At 74.9% G+C, this 14,255-nt stretch carries 8 protein-coding genes; 5 read left to right on the top strand and 3 right to left on the bottom strand.

Annotated elements, in window-relative coordinates; translation table 11 throughout:
- Positions 1–64 precede the first annotated feature (64 nt).
- Together ACFYM0_RS35735 and ACFYM0_RS35730 are read right to left on the bottom strand one after the other, a co-directional pair.
- Entirely contained in the window at positions 65–2,200 is a 2,136-nt protein-coding gene (locus tag ACFYM0_RS35735; RefSeq protein WP_388509306.1) for an endo-beta-N-acetylglucosaminidase, read from the bottom strand.
- Positions 2,201–2,345: 145 nt separating this feature from the next.
- Entirely contained in the window at positions 2,346–3,668 is a 1,323-nt protein-coding gene (locus ACFYM0_RS35730) for a glycosyl hydrolase (RefSeq protein WP_388509217.1), read from the bottom strand.
- 258 nt (positions 3,669–3,926) lie between these two features.
- Between ACFYM0_RS35730 and ACFYM0_RS35725 the strand changes: the two genes are divergently transcribed.
- The 3 genes from ACFYM0_RS35725 to ACFYM0_RS35715 all read left to right on the top strand — a co-directional run bounded on the left by ACFYM0_RS35725 (position 3,927) and on the right by ACFYM0_RS35715 (position 10,422).
- Positions 3,927–8,252 carry an NEW3 domain-containing protein gene (locus ACFYM0_RS35725; RefSeq protein ID WP_388509214.1) on the top strand — a complete coding sequence of 1,442 codons (4,326 nt, stop codon included), beginning with the start codon at positions 3,927–3,929 and terminating at the stop codon, positions 8,250–8,252.
- Positions 8,253–8,260: 8 nt separating this feature from the next.
- Positions 8,261–9,397: a LacI family DNA-binding transcriptional regulator gene (locus ACFYM0_RS35720; RefSeq protein ID WP_388509211.1), complete on the top strand. Its 1,137-nt coding sequence runs from the start codon at positions 8,261–8,263 to the stop codon at positions 9,395–9,397.
- Positions 9,398–9,501: 104 nt separating this feature from the next.
- Positions 9,502–10,422: an ROK family protein gene (locus tag ACFYM0_RS35715; RefSeq protein WP_388509303.1), complete on the top strand. Its 921-nt coding sequence runs from the start codon at positions 9,502–9,504 to the stop codon at positions 10,420–10,422.
- A gap of 18 nt (positions 10,423–10,440) precedes the next feature.
- On the opposite strand, the gene ACFYM0_RS35710 is transcribed toward ACFYM0_RS35715, so the two are convergent.
- Positions 10,441–11,436 (bottom strand): TAXI family TRAP transporter solute-binding subunit, encoded by a 996-nt coding sequence (locus ACFYM0_RS35710; protein WP_388509209.1) that lies wholly within the window; start codon positions 11,434–11,436, stop codon positions 10,441–10,443.
- Positions 11,437–11,552: 116 nt separating this feature from the next.
- Between ACFYM0_RS35710 and miaB the strand changes: the two genes are divergently transcribed.
- On the top strand, positions 11,553–13,064 hold the full coding sequence (gene miaB / locus ACFYM0_RS35705; protein ID WP_388509206.1) for a tRNA (N6-isopentenyl adenosine(37)-C2)-methylthiotransferase MiaB: 1,512 nt from the start codon (positions 11,553–11,555) through the stop codon (positions 13,062–13,064).
- 303 nt (positions 13,065–13,367) lie between these two features.
- Entirely contained in the window at positions 13,368–14,075 is a 708-nt protein-coding gene (locus ACFYM0_RS35700) for a hypothetical protein (protein WP_388509204.1), read from the top strand.
- Positions 14,076–14,255 lie beyond the last annotated feature (180 nt).

Genomic DNA, 14,255 nt, shown 5'->3' with positions numbered 1-14,255 from the left:
GGGACGAGCCGTACGTCGCCGCCGCACCGGAGGCGTCCCTCCAGCCCTGCGCGGTCGTCACGGATCAGAGGGATCCGGTCCAGGTGAGGGTGGTTCGGGCGGGGGCGGAGACGGCGTAGAGCTCGTCCACGGCCCGGACCTCGAAGACGGCCGCCTGCTCCCGCCCTGCGCGTTCGACGGCCGGGAGGTGGAGGGCGGTTCCGCAGGTGCCGCCGAGGAAGCGGCGGGTGCCGTCCGGCAGGACGCGGGACACCTCGTAGTGGCGGACGGGCCCGGCTGCCCGTTTCCAGGCCAGCCGGACGGCCGCCTTGCCGGACTGCTGGGAGGAGGCGGACACCGCCGGGGTGCCCGGAGCCGCCGGGCGGGGCCGCGCGGCGGCCTCGCGTACCGTCAGCGCGCCGAGTCGCCAGCGCACCGGCTCCTTCCCGCGTCGGGTGATCCGTACGGCCAGACCGTGGGCGGTCTCGCCCGCCAGGTCCGACAGCCGGACCCCGGCCGTGCTCCAGCCCCGACCGGTCCCGAGGGTCTGTGCCTTCAGCCAGGTGTACGGGACCTCCAGCCCCGGGCCGGACGGCTCGCGCGTGGCCACGCCGAGCTCCACCGTCACCGGGCCCGACTCGGTGCGGTGCACCAGCTCGGCGACGCAGGAGCGGGTCAGCGGCAGCCGGGTGGCGTGCAGTCCCACGGTCGCCGGGGCGGTGAGCCCGCCGGCGACGAGCAGGCTGGAGCCGCCGCGCCAGGCGCGGGAGAAGTCGAGGGTGACCTCGGGGCGGGTTCCGGCCGTGTGCACGGCCCAGCGGCGGCCCGGGAGCCGGTCCTGGAGGCCGAGGTGGTTCCAGCCGGTGTCGGAGACGGGCTCGCCGTCCTCGTACCAGCGCTCGCCGTGCCCGGTGTTGAAGGAGCACGCGAAGGGCAGCGCGGTCACGGTGGACCGGTCGGCGACGACGGTGGCGGGGGCGCGCCAGGTGTCCTCGGGGGAGGGATGGGCGGGGTCCAGGGACGCGCCCGTCCAGAACCGGTCGTCGGCGCGGTGGAAGGCGCCGGGGGAACGGTCCGCGAGGTGGTTGCGGGTCCACTCGGGCCGGTAGAAACCGTAGGAGACGATGTGGTCGCTGCCGCGCGGGACGATCGCCTCCCAGTCCACCTTCGAGTTCCAGCCGTTGGACTCCATGTCCACGGCCGCCCACAGCTCGTGGCGGCCGCGGCCGAGCCGGTCGGCGAGGGCGCCGGAGGCGGCGAGCTTCGCCGGGGTCCAGCGGAAGTCCACGAACATCGTGTCCGCGACCTTGCCGCGGCGGTCCTCGTAGAACTCCTGGTTGAGCTCGTTGAGCGCGCCCTGCCAGCCGACCTTGCCGGTGGAGTTCATCGCGTCGTACCAGGTGATGCCGAGGCCGTGCGGTTCGCCGGCGGCGCGCAGGGCGCGCAGGAACTGCCGCATCCGGGCTGCTAGTTCGCTGTCGCCGCCCTCGGTCTCGGCGTTCACGAACCAGCCGTCGAACCCGTACGCCCGCGCCACCTCCACCAGCTTCTCGGCGACCGGGAACCGGCCGAGGGAGTCCCGCTGGACCAGGTCGCGGGTCCACTGGAGGTCGCCGCCGTAGGGCACGGGCGGCAGGAACACGTTGCCCATCACCCGCACGCCGTTGCGGTGCGCGGCATCGGTGACGGGCGCGTTCGGGGCGAGCACGATGCCCTCGCCGGAGGAGCCGCCCCAGAAGACGAGCTCGTCGATGTACGCCCAGTGGGTGAGGGCGTAGTAGTCGGCGGTCGGAGAACCCTGGGCCGGATTGCCGGCCGTGTTCCCGAAGGAGACGAGCGAGGCGATGCGGGCCTGGCCGGCGCGCGCCGTGGTGTTCGGCGGCACCGGGGTGAAGCGGGGCGCCAGCGGCACGGTCGCGGTGTTGTAGGCCAGATCGGGGTCGGACTCCGGGGTCCACCGCATGAGGGAGCGCCAGGTGATCCCGGGGCCCGGGGTCCCGGAGGGCAGCGAGTCCGGGAACCAGTACGAGGCGTACGGGGCGAGTCCCTCCGGGAGCTCGGCCGGTGCGGGGCCGGTGCCCGGGGCTGATGTCGCTGCCGCTGCCGCTGCCGCAGCCGGTGCCGTGGGGGCTGCCGCCGCCGGGCCGGCTGCCGTGCAGAGCAGGGTGGCTGCCCCGGCCCCCGTTCCGGCGAGCAGCATTCCGCGCCGGGTCGGGGGCATGGAGACGGGGCGGGGTCCGGACTGGTGGGGGGCGGGCTGGTGGGCGGTGCGAGGGTCGACGCCGTTGTCGATCTCGGACATGAGGGGTTCTCCTCCGTAGCGGCCGGTGCGGGCCGGGTCGGGGCCCGCGGGGCGGTGGGTCCGGTCAGGTCCCGCCGGGGGCGTCTGACACGTGCAGTACCTCGGTGATGCCGCGGGCGGCCAGGTGCTCCGCGTCCCCGGCCAGCTCCGCCAGGACCACGGCGGGCCGGACCCCCTGGGCGGTGAGCGCCGCCCAGGCCTCGAAGAACGCCCCGCCGGGGGCGCACACCGAGCGGTTCGGCGCGGACTCGGCGCCGCCGACGTCCACGGCGAGCGCGGTCGAGCGGACCGCCGGGCGGTGCTCGCGGCCCCGCCACTCCTCGGTGATCCCGGCGATCACCCGGCCGGCGGGCTTGGTCCGGCGGTCGTTGGTGAGCAGGCCGAGCCCGTACTCCAGCTCGGGGAAGTCCGCGAGCTCCCGGGACACGTCGTGCGAGCACCACCAGGTCACGCCCCACAGGCCGGGGCAGTCCAGGGCGTTCGCCACGGTCGCCTCGGTGAAGGAGGCCGCGTGCTCGGGCCGGATCAGCGGCGCGGGCGCGCCCACCTCCTGGAGCCAGACCGGCCGGTGCGGATCGCTGGCCCAGGCCTTGGAGAGTTCGATCAGGTACGCGGCGTGGTGCTCGGTCGCCGTACCGGTCCGGCCGTGCCGCTGGGCGGTGCCGTTGAACACCCAGGAGTGCACGGCGGTCGCGGCGCCGAGCCGGGCCGCCTGGGCCGCGGTGAAGGGGTGGCCGTCCTGGTACCAGGCGGCGTCGTACTCGGCGTGCAGGTGCATGCGGCCCGGCGCGCCCGCCTCGCAGGCGGCGAGCATCCGCTCCAGCCAGCGCCCGGCCTGCTCCCGGGTGATCCGGTCGGGGGAAGGGTGCGGATCGTCGGAGAACTGGTTGATCTCGTTGCCGACCGTCATGCCCAGGAAGTTCGGCCGGTCGGCGAGGGCGGCGGCCAGCGTGCGCAGGTACTCCTCCTGCCCGGCGACGACCTGGGGATCGCTGAAGATGTTGCGCCGGTGCCAGGTGCCGGTCCACGCGGGCAGGAAGTCGAAGCTCGACAGGTGCCCCTGGAGCCCGTCCACGTTGACGTCGAGCCCGCGGTCGGCGGCCGCGTCGGCGAGGGCGACGAGCTGCTCGACGGCGCGCGGCCGGATCAGCGTCCGGTTCGGCTGGAACACCGGCCACAGCGGGAAGACCCGTACGTGGTCCAGGCCGAGGCCGGCGATCGAGTCGAGGTCGGCCTTGACCTCGTCGAGGTCGAAGTCGAGCCAGTGGTGGAACCAGCCGCGCGTCGGCGTGTAGTTGGCACCGAAACGCAGGGCGCGGGCGGGCGTGGAGACAGGTGCGGAGGCGGGAGCCGGGGCGGGTGCGGAGGCGGCGTTGCCGTCGTGCATGAAGGGTCCTGGAGTTCAGGGGGAATTCGCGGGATGCCCACAACCTGCCGCCTGTCCGGGGGATAAGTCAACAGGGTCCTTATCTCCGAACATCTCCCAACGTCCCGACTTGGCGGGATGAAAGTCCTGACCTCCACGGCTCGGATACTTATGCGCTTCAGTCCGGTTGACAGGCGGGTTCCGGTCGCCCGAAGCTGAGCGCACTAATGCGGTTTAGTTGTTGATGAGCGGTGTTGTCACACAAGGAAGTGTGCGGAAATGGACAGCGGAATTACCGTCACGTCGGTCACCACCCCGGCCCTCTTCGGCGGCCCGCCGGAAACCCCCTCGCAGATCGTCCGGGTCCGCATCCGCAGGGCCCGCCCGGCCGGCCCGTTGCACGTGGCGGTGCACGGGGACGGCATCACCACCCCGCACCCCCGCATCGTGCGGGCCGACACCGCCGAGGCCTACGCCGGCACCGATGCCCGTGCCGATCTGGCCGGGTCCGGCCCCCGGCCCGCCCCGGAGTCCACCGTCGAGGTCGCCGTGCGCACCCCGGGCTCCGCCCCCGGGACCGTCCTGCCCGCCACCGTCCGCGTCGCCACCCCCGACGGGCGGCCGCTCGCCGAGCACCCCTTCGACCTGGTCGTCGCCGAGCCCGGCTGGACCGTCCGCCTGGTCCCGCACTTCCACTACGACCCGATGTGGTGGAACACCCAGGCCGCCTACACCGCCCTGTGGGACGCTCCGCCGAAGCCCGGCGAGGCCGAGCGCGGCTGGGAGTACACCGGAGTCCCTGCATTCACCCTGATCCCGCTCCACCTCCAGCAGGCGCGCGAGGACCCGGCGTACCGCTTCGTGCTCTCCGAGGTCGACTACCTCAAGCCCTACTGGGACACCCACCCCGCCGAGCGCGCCGAACTGCGCGCACTGATCGCCGAAGGCCGCGTGGAGATCGTCGGCGGCACCTACAACGAGCCCTCCACCAACCTCACCTCCGCCGAGACCACCATCCGCTCCGCCGTCCACGGCCTCGCCCTGCACCGCGGCACCCTCGGAGCCGACCCGCGCACGGCCTGGCAGCTCGACGTCTTCGGCCACGACCCCTCCTTCCCCGCCCTGATGGCCGGCGCCGGACTCGACTCCGCCGTCCTCGCCCGAGGCCCCCACCACCAGTGGGGCCCGATGATGGACACCTGGGGCGACGAGCTGCGCGCCCCGGCCGCCATGCAGCTGCCCGCCGAGTACGAGTGGATCGCCCCCGGCGGGGAGGGCCTGCTCCTGCACTACCTGCCCGCGCACTACTCCGCCGGCTGGTTCTCCCACCGGGCACCGGACGCCGGGGCCGCCGCCGAACAGCTGCTGGACCTGTACGAGCTGCTGCGCACCGCCGCCGCGACGAAGAACGTCCTGATCCCGATGGGCACCGACTTCTCCTGGCCGCACCGCTGGGGCCTGGACGTACAGCACGCCTGGAACCGCCGCTACTGCTGGCCCCGAATGGAACACACCGGCCCGCGCGCCCACTTCGACGCCGTCCGCGGCGAACTCGCGGAGCGCGGCGAGCAACCCCTCCCGGTCACCAGGGAGATGGGCCCGGTCTACACCGGCAAGGACGTCACCTACGCCGATGTGAAACAGGCGCACCGGGCCGCCGAGAACCTCCTTGAACAGGCCGAGACCTTCACCGCCCTCGCCTGCGCCGAAGGCCTGACCGCCTACCCCGTGCAGACCCTGTCCAAGGCCTGGCGCCACCTGCTGCACGCGGCCCACCACGACGCCGTCACCGGGACCTTCTCCGACCAGGTGTACCTCGACCTGCTCCCCACCTGGCGCGAGGCCGGTGAACTGGCCGCCGGCGTACGGGAGGAGGCGCTGGCCGCGCTCACCGCCGCGGCAGACACCCGCGGCCCCGGACCGGTCGCCGTGACCGTGCACAACCCGGTCTCGTGGACCCGTACCGACCTGGTCCGCACCCGCGTCGAGCTGGCGGCGCTCGGCCTCGCCGGGGACCGTGACTCCCGCCTGATCACCGTCCTCGACGAGGCGGGCCGCGGAGCGCCCGTGCACGTCGAGGCCGTCGCCGGCGGGACCGCCGAACTGGCCTTCCTCGCCCGGGACGTGCCCTCGCTCGGCCACCGCACCTGGTGGCTGGCCACCTGCGAAACGCCGCTCTCCGGCGGCTGGGAGCCGGCGCCGGGGCACACGGTCCAGAACGAGTTCCTGCGCGCCGAGGCAGATCCCGCGCGCGGCGGCGGCCTGGCCCGGCTGCTGGACCGGCGCACCGGGCAGGAGATCCTCACCCCCGGCGAGGTGGACGAGCTCGTCGTGCAGGAGGAGCTCGTCGTGCAGGAGGAGTACGACAAGCACCCCTACTTCGAAGAGGGCCCCTGGCACCTGCTGCCCAAGGGCCCGGGCACCGGTTCCGGCGCCGGGCCCGCCGAGTCCTGCCGCGCGGAGCGCGGGCCGCTCGGATCGCGCGTCGTGGCCACCGGGCGGACCGGACCCGTGCGCTGGACCCGGACCACCACCCTGTGGGACGGCCTGGACCGGGCGGAACTCACCACGACGGTGCACGCCTTCGAAGGCTCCGACCAGTTGCTGCGGCTGCGGATCCCGGCGGACGTGCCCGGAGCGCTGCCCGTCGCCGAGACCGCGGCGTCTGCGGTCGGGCGCGGGTTCGCCTTTCCCGAGGCGGACACCGGAGCCGACCACACCCGGGCCCCCTGGACCCTGGACAGCCCCTGTCTGAACTGGTTCGCGCTGTCGGCGCCGATGACCGGGCCGGGCGGCCGGGCCCTGGGCGCGGCGGAGATCGTCCTCCCGGACGCGGACACCCCCGCGGGACTGCGCGAGCTGGTCACCGCCCTCGGCCGGCACGGGGTCACCTCGACCCCGACCCGGGCGGCCGGGCCGCGCTGGGGCGACCTGGCGGTGGACAGCAGCCTGCCCGACTTCCGCATCGCACTCGGCGGCCCCGAGGACAACCCCTTCACCGCGGCGCTGCTGGAGTCGGCCGGTCCCGTCCACGAGAAGGCCCTGCGAGACGCCCTACGAGAACACGGGCAGGTCTGGGTGGCGGCCCGAGCGGGGCTCCGCACGCTGTGGAGCCCCGGCTGCGATCTGACGGGCCTGCGGGACCTGCCGGTCCTGGTCCACGCCGGGCCCCCGGCGCGACTCGCCCGGGCCGTCGCCGCGTCGGGCCGGATCGACGCCGCGGCTCCGGCGGGCGGAGCCCCGGCTCCGGCGGGCGAAGAGGGCGGGCAGGGGACGGCGTACCCGCACGAGACCGCGTACCCACACGCGGAGCCGTACGCCGGCCGCACCGTCGGGATCCTGGTGCGCGGCACGCCCGGCTTCGCCGTCGACACCGCCGGGCGGCTGCACAGCACTCTGATGCGGTCCTGCACCGGCCGCCCGAGCGGGGAGTGGATGGACCCGCCGAGGCGCACCGCACCGGACGGCAGTTCCTTCCAGCTCCAGCACTGGACCCACGTCTTCGAGCACGCGCTGGTCGCGGGTTCCGGGGACTGGCGGGCGGTGGACCTGGTGCGCCGCGGGCGGGAGTTCAACAAGCCGCTCACCGCCGTCACGGCCGCCCCCGCCGAGGGGCCCCGGCCGCCCGCGCGCTCGCTGCTCGGCGTGGAGCCGGCCGACCGGGTGCTGATCGAGACGGTGAAACGGGCCGAGGGCTCCGGCGACCGGCGCGAACTCGCCGTCCGGCTGCGCGAGACGCACGGCCGCCCGGTGATGGCCGAGACCCTGTGGCCGACGGATCCGGCCGCCGAGGCCGATCTGCTGGACCGCCCCACCGGCTTCTTCGAGGGGCAGGTCCAGGGCGCCGCGACGACCACGCTCCTGCTGCTCACGGAATCCGGCATGCCGCCGCGCCGGGACGAACGGGAACCGCACCAGCCGGTGTTCAGCCGGTACTGGCTGCACAACACCGGGACCGCCCCGCTCGGCGACGCCCCGTACACCGTGACGTGTGACGGGATCCCCGCCGGGGCGACGGTCACCCTCGCCGCCCACGGGCAGACGGACGGCGGCCCGGTCGGGCTGGAGGTCCGGGCCCCGGAGGGCTGGACCACCTCCTGGACCCGGCAGCGGCCCGATCTCCCGCCCGGCGGCCACGTCTCCTACCCGCTCACCGTGGAGCCGGCCGCCGGCGCGGAACCCGGCGAACACCTGGTCCGGATCCTCGCCACCACCCCGGCGGGCACCTTCGAGGACGTGCTCACCGTCACCGTGCCCGGCGGCCCGGCCGGGGCTCCGGCCGGGCTGTGGGTGGCCGCGCAGGAGCCCGCCGTGACCGTCGCCCCCGGCGGGCGGGCCCTCGTACGGGCACGGATCGGCTCCACGGGCATCCGTACCGGCCTGACCGGGCAGGCGTACGCCGTCTCGCCGTTCGGCACCTGGGAGATGACGGCCCCCGCCGCCCTGCCCGTCGAGGTCCCGGCGGACGGCGAGGCCTTGGCGGTCTTCGAGCTGCGGCCGCCGCCGTGCACCCCCGCCGGGGAGTACTGGGTCGTGGTCAAGGCGGTCTGCCAGGGCAGGATCGCGTACGGTCCGGCCATTGCCGTCCACGTCAGCGAGGGATGAGACAGGCCATGGCCCGCAGACCCACCATCAAGGACATCGCCCGCCAGGCCGGGGTGTCGGAGAGCGCCGTCTCCTTCGCGCTCAACAACCGGCCCGGGGTCTCCCAGGACACCCGCGCCCGCATCCGGCGGGTCGCCGAGGAGCTCGGCTGGCAGCCCAACAGCGCCGCACGCGCCCTCTCCGGCGAACAGTCCGGAGCAGTCGGCCTGGTCCTCGCCCGGCCCGCGCATACCCTCGGCGTCGAGTCCTTCTTCCTCCAGCTGGTATCCGGGATCCAGGAGGTCCTGGCCGCCGGCCGGATCGCCTTGCTCTTCCAGGTGGTCGAGGACCTCGACGCCGAATGCGCCGTCTACCGCCGCTGGTGGGCCGAGCGGCGCGTGGACGGGGTCGTCGTCGTGGACCCGAGGACCGACGACCCGCGCCCGGCCCTGCTTGAGCAGCTCGCCCTGCCGGCCGTGACGGTGGGGGAGACGGGACCGGTCTGCGCCTCTCCCGACTCCGCCTCTCCGGACCCGGCCTCTCCGGACCCGGCTGCGTCCGCCGCCCCTTCCGCCGCCCCGTCCACCGTTCTGTCCGCCTCCCCGTCCACCGCCCTGTCCGCCGTCCGGGCCGACGACGCCGGCGCCATGGCGCAGGTGCTCGACCACCTGTACGGGCTCGGCCACCGCCGGATCGCACACGTCGCGGGACTGCCCGGACTCGCCCACACCGACCGCCGGATCGCCTCGCTGCGCGCCGAGGCCGAGCGGCTGGGCCTCGCCCCCGGACAGGTGCGCTCGGTCACCACCGACTACTCCGACGCCGAGGGGGCGGAGGCCACCCGGCGGTTCCTTGCCGAGCCGCAGCCTCCGACCGCGATCGTCTACGACAACGACGTGATGGCGGTGGCGGGTGTGGCCGTCGCCTCCGAGCTGGGCATTCCGGTTCCGGGCGGGCTCTCCGTCGTCGCCTGGGACGACTCCGCGCTCTGCCGGGTCACCCGCCCCCGGCTCACCGCCCTGGTCCGCGATACCGCCGGCTTCGGCCGGCTCGCCGCCGAAGAGCTCCTCGCCCTCCTCGCGGGGGGCCCGCCGAGGTCCCGCGAGAGCGAGCGGCCCAGGCTGGAGCCCCGCGAGAGTACGGCGCCGCCGCCGGCCGCATACTGAAACCGACCCCTTCCTGGAGCGCCATCGTGACCACTCCCACCCCCACCTCCGCATTCCCCGCCCCCCGCGCCGGTGCGCCGGCCGACTCCGGCCCCACGGTCGCGATCGACATCGGCGGTACGAAGATCGCCGGAGCGCTGGTGGACTCCGGAGGCGCCATGACGGCCACCACCCGCCGCCCCACCCCGCGCGGCGCCGACGGGGACACCGTGTTCGCCGCCGTCGCGGAGGTCGTCGCGGAGCTCGCGCAGTCCCCGCTGTGGGGCTCCGCCGTCCGGTGCGGGATCGGCAGCGCCGGCCCCGTGGACACCGCGCTCGGCACGGTCAGCCCGGTCAACATCGGCGCTTGGCGGAACTTCCCGGTACAGGCCCGGGTGGAGGCCGAGCTCGCGCGGCACGGGCTGCGGATCCCGACGGTGCTGGCCGGCGACGGGGTGGCGATGACCGCCGCCGAGCACTGGCTGGGCGCCGCCCGCGGGCACGCCAACGCGCTCTGCATGGTGGTCTCCACCGGCGTCGGCGGCGGACTCGTCCTGAACAACCAGCTGCACCCCGGCCCCACCGGGAACGCCGGTCACATCGGCCACATCAGCGTCGCCTTCGACGGGGAGCCCTGCGCCTGCGGTGGCCGCGGCTGCGTGGAGTCCCTCGCCTCCGGGACCGCCATCGCGGCCTGGGCCCTGGCCCAGGGATGGGTCCCGGCCGGGGACGCCACCGCGGCCGGGGTGGCCGCCGCCGCTGCCGCGGGCGATCCCGTCGCACTGGCCGCCTTCGACCGCGCGGGCCGGGCGCTGGCCGCGGCCATCGCGGCCACCGCCACCCTCGTCGAGACCGACATCGCCGTCATCGGAGGCGGGGTCGCCGCATCCGGCGACACCCTCTTCGGGCCGGTCCGGGCGCACCTGGCCTCGTACGCGACCCTGTCCTTCGTCAAGGACCTCCGGGTCGTCCCGGCGACGCTGGGCACCCACGCGGGCCTGATCGGGGCGGCGGCCGCGGCGACGATGCTGCTGCCGTCGTCGTGACGGCGGCCGGGGCGCGCCCTACGGCTTGACCGAGCGGTAGTAGCGGGCCGCGCCCTCGTGCAGTTGCAGGGGATCGGTGTAGATCGCCGTCCGCAGGTCCACGAGCTGGGCGGCGTGGACCTTGATCCCGATCTTGTCCCGGCTGTCGATCACCGTGCGCGTGAACTGCTCCGTCAGCTCGGTGCCCGCGTCCTCCCGGGTCACGAGCAGGTTCGGCACCGCCACGGTGGACACCGACGAGGTGTTGCGGGCGCGCTCGTAGGCGTCCTGGGGCATTACCGCCGCCCGGTAGTACCGCGCGGGGCTGCCGCTGGCCTGGAGGGCCTCCACGAGGTCACCGAGCTGCACGAGCCGGATCTCGAACCGCTCCGAGAGCTCCTTCACCGCGTTGGTGGGCAGCCCGCCCGACCAGAAGAAGGCGTCGATCCGGCCGGCCTCCAGCTCCGCCGGCACGGTGTCGATGCCAATGGCCACCGGGGTGACGTCGTGCGCCGGGTCCAGCCCGGCCGCCGTGAGCATCCGCTCCGAGATCAGCCGAACCCCCGAACCGTCCTGGCCGACCGCGACCCGCTTGCCCCGCAGGTCCCGGGTGGACTGGACGGGCGAACCGGCGGGCACCACGAGCTGGACGTAATCGTCGTAGAGGCGGGCCAGGGCGCGCAGCCGCTCCGCTCCGGGCTTCCGGTCGACCTGGTACTTGGCCACCGCGTCGGCCGTCGCCACCGTGAAGTCGGCCTCGCCCACGGCCACCCGCTGCAGGTTCTGCTGCGAGCCCTCGCTGGTCTTCAGGCTGACCCGCAACTCGGGCACGTCCTCCGCGAGCGCCTGTTCCAGCAGCTGGCCGTAGAGGTGGTAGACCCCGCTCTGGACGCCGGTGCTGAGGGTGATCCCGCCCGTGAGCTCCGGGCGGCCGAAGGGCCGCAGCCACCAGACGAGGGCGCAGAGCACGGCCAGTACGGCCACCAGGGCCCGCAGGGCACGGCGCCTGCTGATCCGGGGCGGTACGAGAGGCATGGCCGCGATCCTGCCACCGACCCGCCGTCCTGTCACGGCCCGCCCTTCCGGCCCGCCCGTCCCGCTCCGGCACACGCCCGGCCCGGGCCGCCACGCCCGACCCGTACCCTTGCTGGGTGAGTACCGAGAGCGGCGAGGCGACTGTTGTGAAAACGTACGAGGTCCGGACGTACGGCTGTCAGATGAACGTGCACGACTCCGAGCGGCTGTCCGGCCTGCTGGAGGACGCCGGGTACGTCCGCGCGCCCCAGGGCTCCGACGGCGACGCCGACGTCGTCGTGTTCAACACCTGCGCCGTCCGCGAGAACGCCGACAACAAGCTCTACGGCAACCTCGGACGGCTCGCGCCGATGAAGACCAAGCGCCCCGGCATGCAGATCGCCGTCGGCGGCTGCCTCGCCCAGAAGGACCGCGACACCATCGTGGCCCGCGCCCCCTGGGTCGACGTGGTCTTCGGCACGCACAACATCGGCAAGCTGCCCGTCCTGCTGGAGCGCGCGCGCATCCAGGAAGAAGCGCAGATCGAGATCGCCGAGTCGCTGGAGGCCTTCCCCTCCACGCTCCCCACCCGGCGCGAGTCCGCGTACGCCGCCTGGGTCTCGATCTCCGTCGGCTGCAACAACACCTGCACCTTCTGCATCGTCCCGGCGCTGCGCGGCAAGGAGGAGGACCGCCGTCCCGGCGACATCCTCGCCGAGGTCGAGGCACTCGTCGCCGAGGGCGTCTCCGAGATCACCCTGCTCGGCCAGAACGTCAACGCCTACGGCTCCGACCTGGGCGACCGCGAGGCCTTCTCCAAACTGCTGCGCGCCTGCGGCGCCATCGAGGGCCTGGAGCGGGTCCGCTTCACCTCCCCGCACCCGCGCGACTTCACCGACGACGTGATCGCGGCGATGGCCGAGACCCCCAACGTCATGCCGCAGCTGCACATGCCCATGCAGTCCGGATCGGACACGATCCTGAAGGCGATGCGCCGCTCGTACCGCCAGGAGCGCTTCCTCGGCATCATCGAGAAGGTCCGCGCGTCCATCCCGCACGCCGCGATCTCCACCGACATCATCGTGGGCTTCCCCGGTGAGACGGAGGAGGACTTCCAGCAGACCATGCACGCGGTGCGCGAGGCGCGCTTCGCGAACGCCTTCACCTTCCAGTACTCCAAGCGCCCCGGAACCCCGGCCGCCGACATGGAGGGACAGATCCCCAAGGAGGTCGTCCAGGAGCGGTACATGCGCCTGGTCGCCCTCCAGGAGGAGATCTCCTGGGACGAGAACAAGAAGCAGGTCGGCCGGACCCTGGAGGTCATGGTCGCGGAGGGCGAGGGCCGCAAGGACGGCGCCACGCACCGGCTGTCCGGGCGGGCCCCCGACAACCGCCTGGTGCACTTCACCAAGCCGGACGAAGAGGTCCGCCCGGGTGACGTGGTGACGGTCGAGATCACCTACGCGGCTCCGCACCACCTCCTCGCGGAGGGGCCGACGGGGGCGGTACGCCGGACCCGCGCGGGCGATGCGTGGGAGAAGCGCAACGCGGCTCCGGCGCAGCCGAAGGGCGTCCTCCTCGGCATCCCGACCCTGGGCGTCCCGGCCCCCCTCCCGGTGACCACGTCGGGCTGCGCCGCACCTTCCTAACGCGCGGCTCGCACCGCTGCGCCGGACTCCGTCCGGCGGTGGTGGGTCGGGGTGCTCGCCACCGCCGTCCCGGCGCGGGGCCCGGTGGGCGGCTGCGGGTGGCGGCCCCTGCGGGGCTGTAGGGGACTCCTCGCCCCGCCCGGCAGCGGCAAGCTCCGCGCCCGGCCCTCCGCAGCGGCATCGGGGCCCCGGGCCGCCCGGGTACGTACCGGTTCCACAGCGTCGCCGGGCCGCAGCCCGGGCAGGGCACCCGCGGAGCAGTACTTGCCCCGGCCGTGGGCGGTGGCGGCTACGCTGCGGATCATGCTCGTAGCCGCCGCCGTCTGCCCCGCCCCGCCGATGCTCCTGCCGGAGCTCGCCACGGGCGCCGCCGCCGAACTCGGTGACGCCCGGACCGCGTGTTCCGACGCGCTGTCCGTGCTCGCCGCCTCCCGGCCCGACCTGCTCGTCGTGGTCGGAGCCTGCGACCCGGACCACCACGGTGCCTATCCCCAGGGCGCCCGCGGCACCTTCCGAGGATTCGGCGCCGGGGCCGACGTACGGCTGGGCGAGGGCGAGGAGGGCCCGCGCCTGCTGCCCACCCCGCTCGCCGTCGGGGCCTGGCTGCTCGGCCGGGCAGGCTGGGGCGCCGCGCCCCTGGAGGGGTTCGGGGTCGCCGGGCCGCTGGACACCGAGCGGTGTCTGGAGGCCGGCCGGGGGCTCGCCGCACGCGAGGACCGGGTCGCCCTGCTCGTCATGGGTGACGGCAGCGCCTGCCGCTCCCTCAAGGCCCCCGGTTACCTCGACGAACGCGCCGCCGCCTTCGACGCCGAGGCGGCCCGCGCGCTCGGCGCCGCCGACCTGACGGCCCTCGCGGCCCTGGACCCGGGACTCGCCGCCGAGCTCCAGGCCGCCGGCCGGGCCCCCTGGCAGGTGCTCGCGGGCGCCGGGGAGGGCGCCGGCCTCGAAGGGCGGCTGCTGTACCAGGACGCCCCGTACGGGGTCGGGTACTTCGTCGCGGCCTGGTCGTAGCAGCAGCGGCGCCGACGGCCGGACCGTACGGCGCCACGGAGAAACGGAGAAGGGGGGGGGGGCCCCCCCCGGGCCCCCCCCCGCCGCCCGCGGCGGGGGGGGGGGGGCCCGGGCCGCCAAGGCCCCCGGGCCGCGGCCCCCCCGGGCGGGGAGGGGGGGGGGATAGTGCACCGGGGCCCA

The organism is Streptomyces sp. NPDC006487, assembly GCF_042870555.1.
GTDB lineage: Bacteria > Actinomycetota > Actinomycetes > Streptomycetales > Streptomycetaceae > Streptomyces.
Note: the sequence above shows the minus strand (reverse complement) of the source record. Positions and strands in the feature narration are given on the sequence as shown.

Bases quoted from the DNA above. Each gene is read 5' to 3' on its own strand.
- ACFYM0_RS35735 (WP_388509306.1), bottom strand. From the start codon at position 2,200: ATGCCCCCGACCCGGCGCGGAATGCTGCTCGCCGGAACGGGGGCCGGG.
- ACFYM0_RS35730 (WP_388509217.1), bottom strand. From the start codon at position 3,668: ATGCACGACGGCAACGCCGCCTCCGCACCCGCCCCGGCTCCCGCCTCC.
- ACFYM0_RS35725 (WP_388509214.1), top strand. From the start codon at position 3,927: ATGGACAGCGGAATTACCGTCACGTCGGTCACCACCCCGGCCCTCTTC.
- ACFYM0_RS35720 (WP_388509211.1), top strand. From the start codon at position 8,261: ATGGCCCGCAGACCCACCATCAAGGACATCGCCCGCCAGGCCGGGGTG.
- ACFYM0_RS35710 (WP_388509209.1), bottom strand. From the start codon at position 11,436: ATGCCTCTCGTACCGCCCCGGATCAGCAGGCGCCGTGCCCTGCGGGCC.
- ACFYM0_RS35700 (WP_388509204.1), top strand. From the start codon at position 13,368: ATGCTCGTAGCCGCCGCCGTCTGCCCCGCCCCGCCGATGCTCCTGCCG.